Raw genomic sequence first — 16,620 nt, 5'->3', positions numbered from 1 at the left:
GGTATATAAACGCTTGTAGCGCGGCCTGGAACGGCTTGTCGCGAAGCAGGCCGACATCCTCGGCGAACATCGTGAACATGGCGCGCATCAAGAAACGCGCGACCCGCTCGCCATCCATCCCCCGACCCTCAAGTGACGCTGAGAGCTTCGCCAGTTGCTCCGCCACCTCGCGCGTGACGGCGCGGCCACGGACGGCGGGATTCAGCGACTCGGGGTTCTCCCACACGGTGCGGAGAAACTCAATGTTCCCGTCGTCACGCCAGAGCGTCCGCAGATCAATACGGCGCCCAGCATTGACTCCGCCATAGCTCCCGCCCCAGCGGTCGTACACCAGCAGCGTGCGCCCCACGTTCATCACCATCAGGTACGGCGGTGGGCCGTGCTTCACGTCGCCCGCGTAGCCCTTGGCCTGCCCGTACGCCGCACCGAGCACGCGGTCGGCACCGGCGCCCGCTTCGGTATGCTTGGCTTCGAGGATGAAGTGCCCCTGCCGGTAGAGGTCGACGAAGTTGGTGACGTCCTTGCCGGTCTTACGGTCCGTGGTGGTTACCGGGTACTCGAACTCGTATCCAGACCCGCGTGGCTGCGGGCGCGCCACGCCCAGGGCGGCGCAGAACTCGGTGACGTACGGCTGAAAATTGGCGCGCTCGGCGGCGGGAACGGCGTCCCACTTTTCGGCGAGGGCGCGGAGTGCGGGGCTCTGTGGATGCACGATGATGTACGTGGAGCGGACGGCGGGAAGGGGCGCGTGAGGGTTGCGCCGTTTCGTGAAACTTACGACGCGACCAGCGACCGCCACAACAAGCCGGCCGGGTGGCACAGCGGAGGAAGCGCGAGGCGTTCAGAGCCTGATGGGAGCCCCCATCCCGATCTTCAAACCAGTCGTATCAAAGGTGCTTCAGGAACTCGGCGCCGCCGACGCGCTGCCCACGAAGCACATCGAGCACGATCGTGCCCTCGCGCGGATGCTCCAGGACCACGTTCTCCTCGAACTCCCACGCCGAGCCCGGCTGGTTGGCATCCGCCGGATCGACGAAGTGGACGTACGCGCGGCTCTCCCACGCCGCACGCGTGCAGGCCGCGAGCGCGTCCGCGAGCCAGGGCATGTCCGGGTGCTGCTCGCGCGCCAGCGCCGCGAGCCAGGCGGGATCGTACGGCTTCCAGTCCATGCCGTGAGCGTGTGGCAGTCAGGAAATTCGGTGCGGGTTCAATCTGCAGCCGCGTTCAGTGGGCGCTCTCGAAGGGATCACGGAGCCTGAATGGAGCACCAGATCTCGATCACCCCCGACCCGGTCTGGGGGTCGAAGCGCTCGTCGTAGCGCTCGAACTCGGGGGTGTTGGCCATCCGGTAGCCGGACCGGGGCAGCCACTCGTGCCAGATGGCGTCCCAGGTGGTGTGCAGCGTGGACACGTGCCCCTGGTGCGTGAACACGGCGTAGCGCTGCGCGGGGATGCGCATCCGTCCGTACTCGGGCGCAAGCGCCTCCAGCGAGTCCACCTCCACGCCGGTCATGTACTCGAACCTCTGCTCGTCGGGCCAGGCGCCACACATCACGCCGTAGGTCGTGGCGCCCTGCTGACCGGGCACGGCGCCCATCTGCACGAACTCTTCCCATTGCGCCACCATGCTCTGCTGCGCCTCGCGATAGGAATGCATGCGGCGCAGACCGCCCAGCAGCATGGCGGGTCCGTCGGCGATCCGGTCCGGCTCGATCGGGTTCATGGGTTCTCGGGACATCGGGGATGCAGTCGGGAGCGGCCATCGCTGCTCCAGCTCATTCAGCGGCGGCAGAGGCTTGATGGCGCCGCCACTCGCGTGCACGACACGGGCGAGGATCTCGTCGGGCATTTCGCCGCGAGAGAGCCAGATGCAGCCCAGCGCCCACCTGAACCGCGAGTCTCGCTCCGCCTCAGTCTCGATCTCGTCGATCAGCGCCGTCGCGCGCTTGCTGACCAGGTCCTCCAGCGCGCCCGCTGCGTAGTTCCCAAGCTCTTCGTCCGGCGCGTTGCGCAGCAGCGTGAGCACCAGTTCCCAGGCCACGGCGGGGGGCCCATGCCGGATGCACTCATCCATCGCGTCGAAGGCTGCCGTGTCCGGATCCGCGGGATCCCGCGCCGTACCGTCATCGTCCCGAAGCAGGTCGCGATGGCGCATGTATCCCCGCACGACGGCTTCGTATCCGAGCAAACCAACACGCGTATCGATCATCCGTCGGCGGGAGTTCCTGGAAGCGGTTCCCCGCTGGGCCGCAGCAGGCTGCCGAGCCAGAGCGCAACCGCGCCGAGGCTCACGAGACACAGGAGGGGCCAGGTAACGAGAAGGTCCACGCGGATGTTCGCCCGTTCACGCGTCGCTTCGGCTTCCATGAGCGCGAACACGGTCCACGCGATGGTCGCGATCAGCATGGGCTTCGGCGAGCTCCGCGGGCGGTTCGGCCGCACGAGGCGAGCGACACCGTACAGCAGGAGGAACGCGAACGCGACTCCAAACGCGCGCCATGCGTGCCACACGAAAGGCTGAACGAGGTCGTAGAGCCAATCCATCGATTTCACCCGGCACGAATGGGTGGCTACGCCCAGATCCCGAGGGCGCGCCGCAGCAGAACCAGCTGGCCCACGTGGTACGCGTTGTGGTCGGCCACCAGCAGCAGCTCGCGCAGGATGGTTTGCCCGGTGCCGTGCGGGATCGCGGCGAACAGGTCCACGTCGGGGTCGGCCGCGAGCTGCTTCAGGGCGCTGCGATCGTCACGGAACGCCGACGCGGAATGATTCCACGCGTCCGGCGACGGCGGCGCGGCGGACGAGGGCCAGTAGTCGTCGGGCCACTTCGGCTCCACGTAGCCGGGATCGCGGCAGAAATCCAGGATGTCGCGCTGGGTGAATCGCAGGTGCTCCAGCAGCTCCCAGGCGGAGTGGGGCAGCCCGAGGGGACGAATGCCCTGGAACTCGGGCTCGATGCCCTGCACTGCGGCATCGAAGGTGGCGTGTGCATCCTGCCAGTCCAGCAGGCGAACCAGGTGGCTGCGGAGCGAATCGGTCGACATGCGCAAGCGTGGAAATTCGTGTGGAGCACGGCGGCGGCGCACCAGGGCCCGCCGCTCTCGCGAGCTTCACGTTACGCCCGCACAGCCGGCTTCTGCCAGACCAGCGAGTACCGCCAGAAGAGGTGGCGGCGCACCACGGCTCCCGGAACTAGGCGCTCTCCCAGCGCGCGGACGTCTGCCAGCGCTGGATACACGTCGTGCCGGGCGTGCTCGGACCAGGCGCGGCGCACGTCGGGAGGGTCCCGGAGCCGGCCATGGTGCCAGGCGCGGAGGACGAGATTGCACGGCCACGCCGCGGCACTCCAGGCGAAGTCCGCGGCGCTCCGCGGCTGATACAGGTCCAGCACGAGCAGCACGCCACCCGGCCGCAGCGCCGCGGACAGCTTCATCAGCGTGTCCGCCAGCGGCAGGTGATGCAGCGTCGCGATGCTGGCGATGCAGTCGAACGATTCCGGCGGCAGGTCGCACGACGCGACGTCCGCCTGCGTGAACTCGATGTGGGCCACGCCCGGCGAAAGTTCGCGAGCGCGGCGCACCATCTCGGGGGAAAGATCGATCGCCGTCACCCGGGCGAATTCCCGGGCGAGCAGGCGCGCGAACTCACCGGTTCCACAGCCGATCTCCAAGGCGCTCTCCCGCCTCGCCGGCAGGGAGCGCAGCAGGAGCGGATGATAGTGCCGGTTGTGGTCCCACCGCCCGTCGTCGAACGCGGAGAGGCGGTCGAAGTCGGAGGCGATGCGCATCGCCGGCGCCGCGTCGGCGCGCTCGGGCGTGCGGGTCAACCGCGGAACCCTTGCATGTCGATCATCCTATCGGAACGTGGGGGATGACCTGCGCCAGTCTCCGAAATCGAGTTTCTGGTTTTTCGGGAAGCCGCACAATACCTTTCAGGCAGAAAACTGCAGTCACACACCCCGCCTGCCCCCGCGAGAGAAAGGTCCATGCGCACGCCACATCATCTCCGTTCCCGCACAATCCCTCGGTTTGCTGCGCTCGGCGCGATCATTTTCAGCTTCCTCGTGTCGCCGCCCCCGTCCCTCGTCGCGCAGAACGGCCACGCGAACGGCCCACCCCCCGCGGATGCGCACGAGCTCACGCCCGATCCCGCCATCTACGGCCGGTGGGCGACGGTGATCCCGGAGGATGGCGGCGCGGCCATCCACCGCATCCTGGGCATGCAGACGGTGCACGGCGTTCTGCTGCCTTCGGGCAAGGTGCTGTGGGCCAGCGGCAGCAGCTGGCGCAACCACGCGCCCATCGAGCACTACCCCAACGTCCACAACCCGGCCCCCGGCACCGGCGTCTTCAACCGGAACGGAAACCCATTCGCGATGGACAGCCTGGAGAACTACTACCAGCTCGTCAATAACGTCGCAGTCTACGATCCTGACCGGAACACCTTCTACCGCATCCCGCACCCGGTGCCCGTCGCCGACCCGGACAGCGTGGGCCAGTTTGCGCCGAGCGACCTGTTCTGCACCGGCCACCTGCACCTGCCCGACGGCAACGTCCTCTTTACCGGGGGCACGCAGTACTACTACCCGTACCGCACCGGCAACCGGTCGACGTACATCTTCGACTGGCGGAAGGAGCTCAGCATCGACTGGCAGTCCCTAGACTGGCGCCGGATGCCCGCGCCCCGGAACGATCCCTGGATCTTTTCCGGCTTCATGCCGCGCGGACGCTGGTACGCCAGCATCGTTCCGCTGCTCGACGGGCGGATGGCGGTGTTCAGCGGCTTCGTGGGGTTCGACCACGGCTATCCGACGATGTACGAGTTCGAGATCAACCACACCGTCGACTTTTTCAACCCGGCCCGGTTCAACCCGCGAGATCCCCAGGCCGCCTGGCGCTCCGTGGACGTGCGCGACACGCCGAACAGCCCCTTCGCCACGGAAATCAACCCGGCGTTCGTTCCCGACGACGGCGTGGTGTGCGACGAGCGGTGCATCCGCGCGAACCAGCGGGACGCCTTCAAGCTGTATCCCGAAAACTACCTGATGCCCGACGGCCGCCTGTACATGACGCGGGAGGGCGACTGGGTGAGCCTTCGCACGGAAAGCACCGCGTTCATGCGGCGCACCAAGAACACCTACTGGGCCACCATTGGCGGCACGGCCGAGCGCCCCAGGATTTCGTTCGAGCGCGGGCCCGAGCGTGCCGACACCGTCTCGTCGTACGGCACCACGTACCTTGACCCCAACACGGGCAACATCACGCTGCTGGGAGGCCAGCCCACGTCGCCGGGCACGCTGCTGCCCATGAACACCACGTCCACGGACGGCATCGCCCCCACGCACTTCGCCGGCGGGCGCGGCAGCCGCAAGCGCGAGGAGTTCCACGCGTCGCCCGACGACCCGCTCGGCGGCCGGTGGACCCTGGACGAAAACTTCCTGGGCGACACGCCGCAGGACGACCGCACCATGCACTACGCGATCATCCTTCCCACGCGCCAGGTGCTGGTGATCAACGGCGGCAACTACGATTTCTACGGCCCGGTGTTCTATCCGCTGCTCCTGACGCCCCGGTTCGACGGCGCCACGTTCACCGGGTACGAAAAGACGCGGATGAGCGAGGCCGTGGAGCCGCGGCTGTACCACAACAACGCGCTCCTGCTCCCCGACGGGCGCGTGCTGGTGTCCGGCGGCAACTCGGCACGTGCCACCGTGCGAAGCGGAGAGCAACCCGACGGGCTGCCCCAGAACGGGCAGCCCAAGCCGGACCTGAGCCTGGTGGACATCGACATGTACTTCTTCGGCGACGGGCCCATGGCCCGCGGCGAAAAGGGAATGAACACCGTCCCCACCGAAAACTGGGTGGCCGAGGTCTTCAGCCCGCCGTACCTGTTCATCGACCCGGACCGGCGCGCGTCGATCACCTCCATCCGCCCCGTCACCCCGCCCCGGGGCTACCGGCCGGAGGCGGTGATCGGCGGCAAGACGTTCAACCTGTTTCGCAGCAACCAGGAATACCGGGTGCAGCTGGCCGGGCTTCCCGCGCAGTGCTCCGCGGGGCAGCAGGCGAAGCTGGTGCTGATCAAGCTGCCGTCGGCCACGCACGGGTGGCAGAACGGGCAGCAGTTCCAGGACCTGCCGTTCCGGACGACCTCCGCCAACGAGATCGTGTTCCGCACGCCCAACGCGCGCCAGGCCAACCTGCCGCCCGCGTTCTACATGCTCTTCTACGTGGACTGCCACGGAAAGCCGGCCGTCGCGCGCATGGTGCGCTTCGACGACCAGGCGACCGCGCCCTGATCCACGCGTTCGCACCGAGGGCGCGCGCTGGCCACATCCGCCAGCGAGCGCCTTTGCATTGGATCGGAGATCGCCTGGCGGAGCGGCGTGTGCTATGCTTGACGTGCAGCGCGCGCGACCGCAAGGGAGCGAAAGCTGACACCGGACGGCAGCGACCGTTCTTGAGAATTCGATCCACTCACCGCCCGCGCGAGTTGGGCAGCGGAGGGAACCACGATGAACCGTGCCGCGCGAACCACCCTGCTGTCGGCGGCGATGCTTCTGCTCGGCGGATGCACGTACTGGAAGCCGCCGACGCCCGCGCCCCGGTACGCCCTCTCGGAGACGCAGAGCAACGTCCGGATCACCCTGCGCGACAGCACCCGCGTGCAGATGTCGCGAGCCGTGCTCTTCCGCGACTCCGTGAGCGGCACGGTGAACGGCCGGCGGACGGCGGTGGCGGTTTCCGACATCGCCTACGTTCAGTACCGCCGGCCGGAGCGCGTGCAGACGCAGGGGATCACCGGCGTGCTCGTGATCGCCGGCCTTTCCCTGGCGACGTTACTAGCCATCGACTTCCTTTACCCGGACGAGTGATGCGCCACCCCCTCCCGATCTCCGCCAGCGCGATCACATGGCTGATGGTGGGCGCCTGCGCCCCGGCCGTGCAGCGCCCGGTCGCCGAGCAGATCCTGATGTACCGCGGGCGCGACGTAGAAGCGGTGATGGCGGATGGGCGGCGCGTGCGCCTGGCCAACCCGCAGGTGACCGCGGACAGCGTCTACGGCGCCTGGACCGCCGACTCCGGAGGGCAGCCGATCCGGGTGGCCGTGGCGCTTGCCGAGGTCCGCAGCATCCGCGTCGTTTCTCCATCCGCGGTGCAGCGCGAGATGGGGGGCAATGGCGTTCAGGAGGCCGCGCTGGTCGTGCTGGCGGGGCTCGCCCTCCTCGCGCTGCTGACCGTGGGCGCGGCCATTTTCTAAGTTCAGCGGCACACCGCGGCCGACACCGGCGGATTCGGCCTCACCGCCTGCCGCCGGCCAGAAAGTCCAGGATCAGCCGGTTGAAGTCGTCCGGGCGTTCCAGGTTCACCAGCTCGCCGACCCCGGGAACCACCACCCGCCGAACGCCGGGCACCTCCTGCTCCACGACGGTTTCGTGGCGCAGCCCGGGGGTGGAGTCGGCGCCGCCGGCGATCAGGAGGATCGGCATCCGCAGCGCGCGCAGCCGCTCGCGCCCCTCCGGCGAGGCGAGGTCCGGGGAGCCCGGCGGTCGCGGCACGTTGGGGGGCGGCGCTCCCAGCGACGCCAGCACCAGGCGGTCCACCCGATCCGGATGCTGGAGCGCAAAGTTGATCGCGACCCCGCTCCCCATCCCCAGCCCCACCAGGCTGGCCCTCTGCACCCCGAGCGCCTCCAGCACGCGGAGCAGATCCGCCTGCGGCGAGAAGGGGCCGTTCGGGCGGCTGGACCGGCCGAATCCACGCAGGTCGTAGCGGATCACCCGATGGCGGCGGGCGAGCGCCTGCACCTGGCCATCCCACATCGTGTGGTCGTACTGGGCGCCCGCATGCAGCAGCACCACCGGCGCGCCCTGGCCGCGCGCCTCGTAGAACAGCTCCCCTCCCTGCACCGCAGCCCGCCCCGTATCCACCGCCGCCGACGCGCCGCCGCCCGCCCCCGCACCTCCGGGAGCGGCGCACGCGGCGGCCAACACGAGCAGACACGCCATCAATCCCTGTCGCATCGATCCCTCCGTGGTCGCAAGATTCCTGGTGTTCGGGCGAGCAGGTGTCAGCGGCAGACCGGCGCGGGGGCTACGTCTTCGCCGCGCGCGATGCGACTCACGTCCAGGTACTGCACCTTCGCGGGCTCCGTCGGCGCGAGGGTGATGGAGACGCGCAGGTCGGCGTCGCGGCACCGCATCCGCCAGCTTCCCCGCAGCGCGTTCTCGGCCAGGAGCGTCCCCTCGTTCCGGCACTCACCCCCAACCTCGCGGACCAGGCGGTCCATCTCCACGCGCCGGCGGTCCCTGGGCTCGTCCAGGTACAGGTTCATCGCCGCCAGGCTGTCGGCCAGGGGCTCGCTCCAGCGCGTGACCAGGCGCGTCACCTGCTCCTGGCGCTGCAGAAGCACCGGCGCGGGCTGGGGCACGCGCGGCTCCAGCCCGCCCGTCCGCGCGAGCATCGCAAAGGCCTGGTCCGTCGCCCCGCCCCACCCGGTGTAGGTGAGGTTGCCCATGGCCACGATCCCCACGCCGTGCTCCGGAAGCCAGCGCATCAGCGAGCCGAAGCCCGGAAGCCCGCCGCTGTGCGACACCAGGGTGCGGAACAGGCACGTCTGCCGGATGCCCAGCCCGTAGCCGTAGCCGCCCGCGTTCAGCACGGTGGTCCCCGCCGCCGTGTCGCGCACGACGGAGGCGCCGTTGTAGCGGCCGACCTGCTGCATCTCGCGGAGCGATGCGCGGCGCACGGGGCCTGGCTCGTCGTCGTCGCGCGGCGGCCACGCGTCCAGCATCATCCCCACCCAGCGCGACAGGTCGCTGACGGAGGTGAGCATGCCGCCCATGGGCCCGAACGCGCCGTCCGGCAGCTGCGGCTCCTCGATCCACTCGCCGTCGCGCAGCCGGTAGCCGTGCGCCAGCCGGTTCGGCGGCACCGCCGAGGCCTCCAGCGTGGTGGAGTTCATCCCCAGCGGCCGCAGAACGCGCTCCACCAGGTATCGCGGGTACGGCATCCCCGAAACCTTCGCGACGATGCGGCCCAGGATGGCGTACCCGAAGTTGGAGTACTCGTAGCTGGTGCCGGGCGCGGTGGAGAACGGAATGCCGCCCCGCATCATCGCCGACATCTCGTCGGTCGTGGCCGCCAGCTGCTGGTCGCCCCAGGGGTTGTCCTCAGGAAACCCGGCGGAGTGCGTCAGCAGGTGGCGGATGGTGATCTTGGGCGCGTCGCGGGTGGGGTAGCGCAGCGAGGCGAGCTCCGGCACGTAGCGCTCCGCCGGGTCGTCCAGCGACAGCCGTCCCTCGTCGCGCAGCTGCAGGATCGCCGCGGCCGCGAAGCTCTTGCTCATCGAGGCGATGCGGAACACCGTCGACGTGTCCACCGGCGAGCGCGACGACAGCTCTCGAAAGCCGGCGGTGCCCACGTGCGCCAGCCGTCCATCCACCACGATGCCGTACGCGATGCCGGGCACCCGCGACCGCGCGGCGAACTCGCGCATCATGCTGTCGATGGCGGGGAACGCCGCGCTGAGCTGCTGCAGACGACGCGGGTTGGTGAACGCGGCGGGCGGAGCCGCGCTGCTGGTGGAGGGCTGCGCGTCGATCGCGGACGGTGCCAGGGCGAGCGATGCGCAGAGCGCGAGGAGAATGGAACGCGTGGTCATCGGGTCCTCCGGGAGGCCGCCGCGGCGGGTTTCGGTTGCGAACTCCACCACTATGCACCACGATAGGTGCGTGCACCAGCGGTCCCATCCACACCGATCAGCCGTTATTGCTCGGCCGGGAACTGCGGTGCCCGGATCTCGTCATCGCATGCGAACAGAGAGAACAAACGCTGAAGCTTTCCGGCCAAACCGCGTCAAGAACGGGCTAACCGGGACATGCGGGAGAGTGCTTTTGATACCGCTGGCGTGAACTGGGCAGATAGCAAAACGCCCGCGCTTCAAGTAGCTGAAGCACGGGCACAGGAACAACGGAGGTGTAACTTTAGGGTGCCGCGCGCGCGACTGCGGTGAGGCGGTGGGAGCCGATCGGAAACTCTATGGCGTTATGCCCCGGCCAGTTGGGTACTTCCGGGAAATCTACGATTTCACCGATCTGCACGAACTCGGTCGAGACCACCACGTGGTCGCCGACTTTGAGGTTGAATGCGTCTGTCTGCGCCTTGAGCGCGGACGTGTTCACGGATACAACGCGGTTCACGTTGTGGGGATCGCTAGCGTAGCGGACCCGGTCAACGATGAGGTTCTCCCCTTCGCTCTCGATGCGGCGGACGATCACTTCTTCTGCCACAAGGCCCACTTTCTCAGGCATCGGGCCGCGGTATCCGCCAGTGATCTCGGCGAGGTCACATCCGGAGATCGCGACGGCCAGCACGCCCACCAGGAACGCCGCGCGCCTTCCAATCGATTGATATCTCATCGTCCTGCTTAGGCTTGAAGTAGATGTAGCGAGCATCCGGCACCGACGCTTCACGTTGCCAGGCCTGCTCGGTCGTAGGGCCGGTTTTCCACTCGGGGATATACACTCCGTTTCCGGCCGGGTAGTTGATGTAGTCGCGGACGCGCGTCCCACTCTTTCCAGTCCCAGCGATCATGGAACCATGATTCCGAACTGCTCATAGCGATGCGTTCGGCCGATGTCGTTGTTGTGCAGATCCATCACGTGCGCGGCGCCGAAGCTGTCGCTCTCGTGATCATCCGTCACCGCCGTGGTTACCGTTTTTCCAAGGTACCGCCTGAGCATGACGCTCAAGTAGATGTGCCGGAAAGCGTCAGCCTGATCATCGTTCCCGGTGAACGACGGGAAGAACTCCGCTTGTTATAGCCACCGCACGGCGCACCGCCTGCTTGGCCCAGGGCTCATGAACGATGGATCGCACAAGAGTTCGTACGACGATGTAAAACAATAGTGCCTGCCTGTGAGGAGTGCAACTATTGTCCCAACTGGAACGGCGCAATGCCTCCCATCCCCGGCTGCGGTTCCGAGGACGTCCGCGGAGCGTCAGCCATTGCTGGCGGGTTCAATGTACGCCCAGGTGTGCGGTAGTGCGCCAGGCTGTGCTCGGGGCTCCACTTGGGGTACTTGTTGGGGATGATCCTCTCCAGCCGGAAGCCGGCCTTCTCCAGCACGCGCCGTGACGCCCCGTTCTCCCGCAGTGGATAGGCGTTCACCTCCGGCAGGCCCAGCTACCCGAAGGCGAAATCCACCGCCATGGCGCACGCCGTGGCGGCGTAGCCGCGGCCCCAGTACAGAGCACCCCCACCGAGTAGCCCAGTTCCGCCGACCCGCCGGGCCCCTGCACGTCCGCCAGCCCTACCACGCCCGCGACCTCGCCGTCATCCGCGCGCGCGGCGAACAAGTGTTCCTGCCCGGCCACGCGCGTGGGCAGCAGGCCCGCGATCCACCCCGCCGCGCCGCCGTCGGGGTGCAGCTCGGGAAGGGTGGTCGTGGCCGTCACCAGCGGATCGCGGGCCAGCCGCTGGATGGCGTCGGCGTGACGCTACATCTCGCCCTGGCGCAGATCGATGCGCGTCTCAGGCCGGTTCGCGCGGGTTTCCGAGAACGGAACGGTGGCCTGGCGGCTGGCGAATGGCCCGCCGCCGGGGCCTGCCTGGGCTTTGCAAACGAACTGGAACGCTTCTCCCTGCCCTCCGCGAGACAGGAACGGAGCCTCCAACTCGACGCGGTAGTTGGCCTGTGCGTCCACGCGGGCGCTATTGCCGAACGAGGGCTCCGGGTGGCCGGCGCTGAAGCACATCACGCTCACCCGGCCGTTGTAGTTGGGGCCGGTGCGCACCTGCACTTGCCCCGTCACCGTGGCGTAGCCGTCCGGCTCCTCAGGGGCACCGAAGGGGCAGGCGTTCAGGATGAGGCCCAGGGCGGAAAGGCCGGCCATGCGGATCATGGGATTACGCTCTCGGAGGGCAATGGGTTTGGATGGGGCTGCGCAGGCCGTCGACGCGCGAACGCCCTGATCCCGGACGCGGGCGTCAGGGCTCGGCGGCCGGTTCGATGTCCACCAGCGTCCATCGCCCGTTCTCGTCGAACTCGAAGCCGATCCGGGCGCGTCCGCACGTTGCCTCGTGCGGCCCGTATTCGTCGCTGCCCTCCGCCTTTTGCGTGAGGGGGCCCAGGAACGCCTCGATCCTGGCGCGGGGCGTATCGGCGGTCATTTCCCAGAGCGTTCCGTCCGCGAACCGGAAGCTGAGCCTGGACGGCTGAAAGTCCGGGTACCTGCCCAGCTCCGTGTCGCCGAGATACGCCTGGAAGTAGCAGGTAAACAAGTTGATCCGGCCATGCTTGTCGGGCCACACCTCCAGCCCCAGGGGAGCGAAGTCCCACTGGAATATGCGCTGGGGCCGGGGATTTCCCGGCCGGCCAAGGGCGCGCAGCGCGGACATCGGCGCACCGAGCGGAATGCCGTTCAGCTCGCCCCGGCCGATGTCGAACAGCAGCGCGGCCGGCTGGCAGTCGGGCCAGTCCTCGGTGGGGTCCTTCCGGCGAAAAAGATCGAGCAGGGACATTCTCGCAGGTCCGTGAGGATGGGGCAGACCAGGCCGGGAAACGTTCAGCGCCGTCAGGACCAGTCCGCCCGCGTGATGCGGTAGTGCGCCAGGCTTCGTTCGGGGGCCCACTTGGGATACTTGTTGGGGATGATCCCCTCCAAGCGGAAGCCGGCCTTCTCCAGCACGCGCCGCGACGCCCCGTTCTCCCGCAACGGATAGGCGTGCACTTCGGCCAGCTTCAGCCATCCGAAGGCGAAGTCCACCGCCATGACGCACGCGGCGGTGGCGTAGCCGCGGCCCCAGTGCGGCACCCCCACCCAGTAACCCAGCTCCGAGGACCCACCGGGGCCTTCCACATCGGCCAGGCCCACCACGCCCGCGATCTCGCCGTCCTCCACGCGCATGGCGAACACGTGTTCCTGCCCAGCCTCGCGCCTGGGCAGCAGGTCCGCGATCCACCATGCCGCGCCGCCCTCCGGGTACGGCTCGGGAAGATTGGTCGTGGCCGTCACGAGGGGATCGCGGGCCAGCCGCTGGACGGCATCGGCGTGGTCGGGGCGGATGGGCTCGAGGCGCATGGGGATGGCTGCGTGCGGCAGGGCTGCGGGCGGGGCGATGGAGGCGGGCCGTCGCGGAAGCCGAACGACGGCGGGTTAGGGATGGATTAGCGGGGCCGCTGGCGGGGTTCGGAGGGGCAACCCTGGCCGGGTGCGCCGGGCTCGTACTGGTCGGTCCCGGCAAACAGCCGGGCGCCGATACGAAAACTACAACGCCCAGCCGGATATCGCGACCATGAAGACGCTGCTTCTTGCCGCCCTGCTCAGCACCGCCGCCGCGTCCCCCCGCCCCGACGACGTGCCCGTCACGCCGCCCGACTTCACCGGCGCGTGGACGCTGGACGAGGCCCAGAGCACCGGGCTGCCGCCGTACTACGCCGAGATCCGCAGCCACCGCTTGGCCATCACGCAGAGCGATTCGCAGCTCCACGTGGGCGTGGAGATCGAGAACGCGGAGCCCGAGCCCCTGAAGATGGAGTTCCTGTACTCGCTCTCCGGCGTGGAAACCGCCACCCAGACGCCCATCCGCACGCCGAACGGAAACATGGTCGTGCCCACGCGCCTCAAGGCCACGCGCGAGGACGACGGGCGCATTCACATCACCATCACCCGCGAGATCCGGATGGGCGAGCGTACGGCGACGGGGGTGGTCGATGAGGTTTGGGAGATGCGCGCGGACGGTGCGCTCGTCGTGCACCGCGTGGACCAGATGCCGAACGGCCGGGAAATGCGCGCCGACATGGTGTTCGTCAGGAGCTAGCCCAGCAGGCCGGGGTTCAGCCGCCAGACGGAGAACGTGAGCGCCGTGGCGAAGCCCACCCACAGCAGGTACGGAAGCAGGAGCATTCCAGCCAGCGGCCGAATGCGCCAGAACGCCACCAGGGTGAGCGCGACGAGCACCCACAGCAGCACGACTTCTCCAAGGGCCAGCGCGCCCAGGCGCCAGGCGAAGAAGAGCCAGCTCCACAGCGCGTTCGCCGCGAGCTGAACCACCCACAACGAGAGCGCGGTCCGTGCACCCGCACGGCCGCGCTCCCGCCACACCAGCCACGCGGCGATCGCCATCATCAGGTACAGCACCGTCCACACGGGCCCGAACAGCCACCCGGGCGGCGCCCACGCGGGGCGCACCAGCCGCGCGTAGAAGGCGGCGGCGTTCACGCTCGCCCGGCCCCCGATCGCTGCCGCCGCGAAGGCCACCAGCAGCCAGCCGCCAAGCCCCATCCATTCACGCCGAGTGGAACTCGCCATCCCGTCCGATCCCCCTGAGCCAGGCGCCGCCGACTACTCGGGGCCGGTGCGGTCGAATCCGCTGTAGTCGAAGGTGAAGGTGGAGCTCGCCCCGAGCGCGGCCACCCGCCCCACCCCCTCTGCACGAGCGGAGCCGCCGCCGCTCGCCGGCAGCCGCAGGGTGCTCCCGGCGACGTTGCGGTCCTCGTACACCACGTAGGTCGAGCCGAACGGGCGATCGCCGCGCAGGTACTCGAAGTCCAGCCGCCGGATCAGGTAGCTCTGCGCGTCGACCGTGATCACGCCGCGGATCCCGACGCCCTCGCGCCGCGGCCGCACCGGGCGAAAGCGCAGCACGTACGCGCCCTCCACCTCGTCGAACGAGGGCTCCAGGCAGTGGTCGCGCAGGAACTCATCGTCCAGCAGGTCCGTTTCCAGGGGCAAGGTCAGGTAGCCGCCGTCCATGTATCCGTGCGCCCGCAGGCGCGCCCGGCGCCGCTGCTCGCGGAGGAGGACGGAATCCGGCTTGTTGACGAACGTGTCCACCTTCATCGTGCGGGTGGTGCCCCGGATGCGCCACCGCGCACGGATGTCCTGCCGCATGACGCGCGTGTAGCGGTACTGCAGGTTGAAGGCGCGCCGGGTTTCCACGCCCTTCTTCGCCTCGTTCCAGAGCGCGGCCAGGTCCGGGTCGCTCGCCAGCTGGTCCGCCGTCAGGCACCGTCCTCCCTGCACCGTCACCGCCTCCAGCAGAACGGGCCGGGCGCTGCCGCGGAGCTCGTGGAACAGCGTTTCCCCGGGGCGCACGCGCAGCACGGGCGACTGCGTCCGCTCGAAGCCGATCTGCTCCACCTGCAGGCGATACTCCCCGGCGGGCACGCCCTCGAAGCGAAAGCGGCCTTGCGCGTCGGTCACCACGCCGCGCGCGGTTCCCTGTCCCGCGGGAAGCAGGCGCACCAGCAGCAGCGGCAGCGGCGCGCCGTCCGCCGCGTCACGGGCGACCCCTTCGGCCGCGCCGGGTGCGTCCTGGGCCGCCACGGAAGGGGCGGAGGAAGCGAAGAGAAGAAGCGCGGCGGCGGCCGCGAAACGGCGAAAGAACGCGAGGCAGAACACGGGACTCCGATCGGATCAGGGAAAAAGAGACGAGTGGAAGCGGATCAGGGCCGGGCGCCTGGGAACACCTGCCCCAGCCGGGCGGCGAACGAGGTGAGCGTGGCCCCGCTGACGTTGGTGGTCACGGCGATCACCATCCGCTGCTCCGGGAACAGCATGAACGAAGTCGATCCGCCGATGGAGCTGCCGCCGTGGCCAACGATGGGCACGGCGGGCGACTGGGGATCCAGACGCCCCTCGCGGACGAACCAGCCCAGGCCGTACCCGGTGGACTCGCCCGATTCCAGGCGAAGCGCCGTCCACAGCAGCTGCCGCGTCGCCGGCGCCAGCAGCTGGTCGTTCATCATCCCGAAGCCAAAGCGCACCAGGTCCGACGGCGTGGAGATGAAGCCGCCGGCCGCCAGCACGCAGCTGTCGTCGTCGTGGGGCGCGGGCACCAGCCCGGAGGAACGGACGTACAGGGCCGCCCGCTCGGGATGCGGCGCGCCCGACGGCTCCGGGATCGTGCGGTCCATCCCCAGGGGCGCGAACACCTCGCGGCGCATGAAGCCGGCGTATGGCTCCCCGGCGGCGGCCTGCATGGCGGCGCTCACCAGTGTATAGCCGAAGCTGGAGTAGCTGTACCGCGTGCCGGGGCGGGCCAGCAGCGAGTCGGCTGCGAAGGCGGCGATCCCCTCGCGGACGTCGTTGCAATGCCGGTCGCCCAGGACCTCGGCCTCGGTGCCGTAGTGGCGGATGCCGCCCAGGTGGCCCATCAGCTGGCGCGTGGTGACGGGCCAGGGCTTTTCGGGAAATTCGGGGACGTACGACTGCACCGGCGCGTCCAGGTCCAGCCGCCCGCGCTGCACCAACAGGCCCACGCCGGCGGAGGTCATCGCCTTGCCGACGCTGCCCATGCGAAAGCGGGTGAGCGGCGTCACGGGCTTCCGCACTTCCACGTCGGCCCAGCCGAATCCCTCGGCCCAAACGATCTGCCCGTCGATGCCTACGGCGATGGACAATCCGGGCAGCGTGTCGCGGTCCACGAGCGCGCGGGCCAGCGTACGCGCCCGCTCGATGGCGCCCTGGTGCGCGGGCGAGTCTACTGCCTGCGCGGCGGCCGGCTCGCGGGGGAGGAAGATGGCGGTGAAGGCGATCCCCACAGCGGCCAGCGGCTTGAATACGAAACTCATGAGGTCCTGCTCGGGTTGGGCTCAGCGGATTCGGACGGATG

General features: G+C 69.0%; 21 protein-coding genes. 4 read left to right on the top strand and 17 right to left on the bottom strand.

Features of this window, described 5'->3' with window-relative positions:
- From VF632_RS13655 to VF632_RS13630, 6 genes are all read right to left on the bottom strand, one after another.
- On the bottom strand, positions 1-712 hold a 712-nt coding region (locus VF632_RS13655; protein ID WP_331023460.1), incomplete at its 3' end, for a type IIL restriction-modification enzyme MmeI.
- Between the two features lie 175 nt (positions 713-887).
- The gene (locus VF632_RS13650) at positions 888-1,169 is read right to left on the bottom strand and encodes a hypothetical protein (RefSeq protein ID WP_331023459.1); all 282 of its coding nucleotides are present in this window, start codon (positions 1,167-1,169) and stop codon (positions 888-890) included.
- Between the two features lie 77 nt (positions 1,170-1,246).
- Entirely contained in the window at positions 1,247-2,209 is a 963-nt protein-coding gene (locus VF632_RS13645; protein ID WP_331023458.1) for a GyrI-like domain-containing protein, read from the bottom strand.
- Complete coding sequence (locus tag VF632_RS13640) at positions 2,206-2,544, bottom strand: hypothetical protein (protein WP_331023457.1); 339 nt, start codon at positions 2,542-2,544, stop codon at positions 2,206-2,208. Before VF632_RS13640 ends, VF632_RS13645 begins: the two co-directional genes overlap by 4 nt.
- Before the next feature lie 26 nt (positions 2,545-2,570).
- Positions 2,571-3,044 (bottom strand): DinB family protein, encoded by a 474-nt coding sequence (locus tag VF632_RS13635; RefSeq protein ID WP_331023456.1) that lies wholly within the window; start codon positions 3,042-3,044, stop codon positions 2,571-2,573.
- Between the two features lie 71 nt (positions 3,045-3,115).
- Complete coding sequence (locus VF632_RS13630; protein WP_331023455.1) at positions 3,116-3,826, bottom strand: class I SAM-dependent methyltransferase; 711 nt, start codon at positions 3,824-3,826, stop codon at positions 3,116-3,118.
- A 237-nt stretch (positions 3,827-4,063) separates the two neighbouring features.
- On the opposite strand from VF632_RS13630, the gene VF632_RS13625 reads away from it, so the two are divergent.
- From VF632_RS13625 to VF632_RS13615, 3 genes are all read left to right on the top strand, one after another.
- Positions 4,064-6,298, top strand: coding sequence for a galactose oxidase-like domain-containing protein (locus VF632_RS13625; protein ID WP_331023454.1), 2,235 nt, complete (start codon positions 4,064-4,066; stop codon positions 6,296-6,298).
- Between the two features lie 216 nt (positions 6,299-6,514).
- Positions 6,515-6,874: a hypothetical protein gene (locus VF632_RS13620; protein ID WP_331023453.1), complete on the top strand. Its 360-nt coding sequence runs from the start codon at positions 6,515-6,517 to the stop codon at positions 6,872-6,874.
- Positions 6,874-7,260: a hypothetical protein gene (locus VF632_RS13615; RefSeq protein ID WP_331023452.1), complete on the top strand. Its 387-nt coding sequence runs from the start codon at positions 6,874-6,876 to the stop codon at positions 7,258-7,260. The genes VF632_RS13620 and VF632_RS13615 overlap by 1 nt, the downstream gene beginning before the upstream one ends.
- 40 nt (positions 7,261-7,300) lie before the next feature.
- Here VF632_RS13615 and VF632_RS13610 read toward each other — a convergent pair whose 3' ends face one another.
- From VF632_RS13610 to VF632_RS13575, 8 genes are all read right to left on the bottom strand, one after another.
- Positions 7,301-8,023, bottom strand: coding sequence for an alpha/beta fold hydrolase (locus VF632_RS13610; protein WP_331023451.1), 723 nt, complete (start codon positions 8,021-8,023; stop codon positions 7,301-7,303).
- Positions 8,024-8,070: 47 nt separating this feature from the next.
- Positions 8,071-9,663, bottom strand: a complete 1,593-nt coding sequence (locus VF632_RS13605; protein ID WP_331023450.1) for a serine hydrolase domain-containing protein — start codon at positions 9,661-9,663, stop codon at positions 8,071-8,073.
- A 322-nt stretch (positions 9,664-9,985) separates the two neighbouring features.
- Positions 9,986-10,420 (bottom strand): hypothetical protein, encoded by a 435-nt coding sequence (locus VF632_RS13600; RefSeq protein WP_331023449.1) that lies wholly within the window; start codon positions 10,418-10,420, stop codon positions 9,986-9,988.
- 171 nt (positions 10,421-10,591) lie between these two features.
- Complete coding sequence (locus VF632_RS28245) at positions 10,592-10,753, bottom strand: hypothetical protein (RefSeq protein ID WP_414682893.1); 162 nt, start codon at positions 10,751-10,753, stop codon at positions 10,592-10,594.
- A gap of 415 nt (positions 10,754-11,168) precedes the next feature.
- On the bottom strand, positions 11,169-11,459 hold the full coding sequence (locus VF632_RS13590) for a hypothetical protein (RefSeq protein ID WP_331023447.1): 291 nt from the start codon (positions 11,457-11,459) through the stop codon (positions 11,169-11,171).
- A 42-nt stretch (positions 11,460-11,501) separates the two neighbouring features.
- Positions 11,502-11,906, bottom strand: coding sequence for a hypothetical protein (locus VF632_RS13585; protein ID WP_331023446.1), 405 nt, complete (start codon positions 11,904-11,906; stop codon positions 11,502-11,504).
- 85 nt (positions 11,907-11,991) lie between these two features.
- Positions 11,992-12,525: a hypothetical protein gene (locus tag VF632_RS13580; RefSeq protein WP_331023445.1), complete on the bottom strand. Its 534-nt coding sequence runs from the start codon at positions 12,523-12,525 to the stop codon at positions 11,992-11,994.
- Positions 12,526-12,578: 53 nt separating this feature from the next.
- Entirely contained in the window at positions 12,579-13,085 is a 507-nt protein-coding gene (locus VF632_RS13575; protein WP_331023444.1) for a GNAT family N-acetyltransferase, read from the bottom strand.
- A 214-nt stretch (positions 13,086-13,299) separates the two neighbouring features.
- Between VF632_RS13575 and VF632_RS13570 the strand changes: the two genes are divergently transcribed.
- Positions 13,300-13,824: a hypothetical protein gene (locus VF632_RS13570; protein WP_331023443.1), complete on the top strand. Its 525-nt coding sequence runs from the start codon at positions 13,300-13,302 to the stop codon at positions 13,822-13,824.
- Here the strand turns inward: VF632_RS13570 and VF632_RS13565 are convergent.
- Genes VF632_RS13565 through VF632_RS13555 form a run of 3 tightly spaced genes read right to left on the bottom strand, consistent with a single transcriptional unit; the run spans position 13,821 to position 16,579 of the window.
- Positions 13,821-14,315: a TspO/MBR family protein gene (locus VF632_RS13565; protein WP_331023442.1), complete on the bottom strand. Its 495-nt coding sequence runs from the start codon at positions 14,313-14,315 to the stop codon at positions 13,821-13,823. The genes VF632_RS13570 and VF632_RS13565 overlap by 4 nt on opposite strands.
- Before the next feature lie 33 nt (positions 14,316-14,348).
- The gene (locus VF632_RS13560; protein ID WP_331023441.1) at positions 14,349-15,407 is read right to left on the bottom strand and encodes a carboxypeptidase-like regulatory domain-containing protein; all 1,059 of its coding nucleotides are present in this window, start codon (positions 15,405-15,407) and stop codon (positions 14,349-14,351) included.
- Between the two features lie 44 nt (positions 15,408-15,451).
- Positions 15,452-16,579: a serine hydrolase domain-containing protein gene (locus VF632_RS13555; protein WP_331023440.1), complete on the bottom strand. Its 1,128-nt coding sequence runs from the start codon at positions 16,577-16,579 to the stop codon at positions 15,452-15,454.
- Positions 16,580-16,620: the final 41 nt, after the last annotated feature.

The organism is Longimicrobium sp., from assembly GCF_036388275.1.
GTDB lineage: Bacteria > Gemmatimonadota > Gemmatimonadetes > Longimicrobiales > Longimicrobiaceae > Longimicrobium.
The sequence above is the reverse complement of the archived record's forward strand: the minus strand, read 5'-3'. Positions and strand labels throughout refer to the sequence as shown.

What these genes read in the sequence shown, in the direction of transcription:
- VF632_RS13650 (WP_331023459.1), bottom strand. Translation starts at nt 1,169, where the DNA reads ATGGACTGGAAGCCGTACGATCCCGCCTGGCTCGCGGCGCTGGCGCGC.
- VF632_RS13645 (WP_331023458.1), bottom strand. Translation starts at nt 2,209, where the DNA reads ATGATCGATACGCGTGTTGGTTTGCTCGGATACGAAGCCGTCGTGCGG.
- VF632_RS13640 (WP_331023457.1), bottom strand. Translation starts at nt 2,544, where the DNA reads ATGGATTGGCTCTACGACCTCGTTCAGCCTTTCGTGTGGCACGCATGG.
- VF632_RS13635 (WP_331023456.1), bottom strand. Translation starts at nt 3,044, where the DNA reads ATGTCGACCGATTCGCTCCGCAGCCACCTGGTTCGCCTGCTGGACTGG.
- VF632_RS13620 (WP_331023453.1), top strand. Translation starts at nt 6,515, where the DNA reads ATGAACCGTGCCGCGCGAACCACCCTGCTGTCGGCGGCGATGCTTCTG.
- VF632_RS13615 (WP_331023452.1), top strand. Translation starts at nt 6,874, where the DNA reads ATGCGCCACCCCCTCCCGATCTCCGCCAGCGCGATCACATGGCTGATG.
- VF632_RS13610 (WP_331023451.1), bottom strand. Translation starts at nt 8,023, where the DNA reads ATGCGACAGGGATTGATGGCGTGTCTGCTCGTGTTGGCCGCCGCGTGC.
- VF632_RS13605 (WP_331023450.1), bottom strand. Translation starts at nt 9,663, where the DNA reads ATGACCACGCGTTCCATTCTCCTCGCGCTCTGCGCATCGCTCGCCCTG.
- VF632_RS13600 (WP_331023449.1), bottom strand. Translation starts at nt 10,420, where the DNA reads ATGAGATATCAATCGATTGGAAGGCGCGCGGCGTTCCTGGTGGGCGTG.
- VF632_RS13585 (WP_331023446.1), bottom strand. Translation starts at nt 11,906, where the DNA reads ATGATCCGCATGGCCGGCCTTTCCGCCCTGGGCCTCATCCTGAACGCC.
- VF632_RS13580 (WP_331023445.1), bottom strand. Translation starts at nt 12,525, where the DNA reads ATGTCCCTGCTCGATCTTTTTCGCCGGAAGGACCCCACCGAGGACTGG.
- VF632_RS13575 (WP_331023444.1), bottom strand. Translation starts at nt 13,085, where the DNA reads ATGCGCCTCGAGCCCATCCGCCCCGACCACGCCGATGCCGTCCAGCGG.
- VF632_RS13570 (WP_331023443.1), top strand. Translation starts at nt 13,300, where the DNA reads ATGAAGACGCTGCTTCTTGCCGCCCTGCTCAGCACCGCCGCCGCGTCC.
- VF632_RS13565 (WP_331023442.1), bottom strand. Translation starts at nt 14,315, where the DNA reads ATGGCGAGTTCCACTCGGCGTGAATGGATGGGGCTTGGCGGCTGGCTG.
- VF632_RS13555 (WP_331023440.1), bottom strand. Translation starts at nt 16,579, where the DNA reads ATGAGTTTCGTATTCAAGCCGCTGGCCGCTGTGGGGATCGCCTTCACC.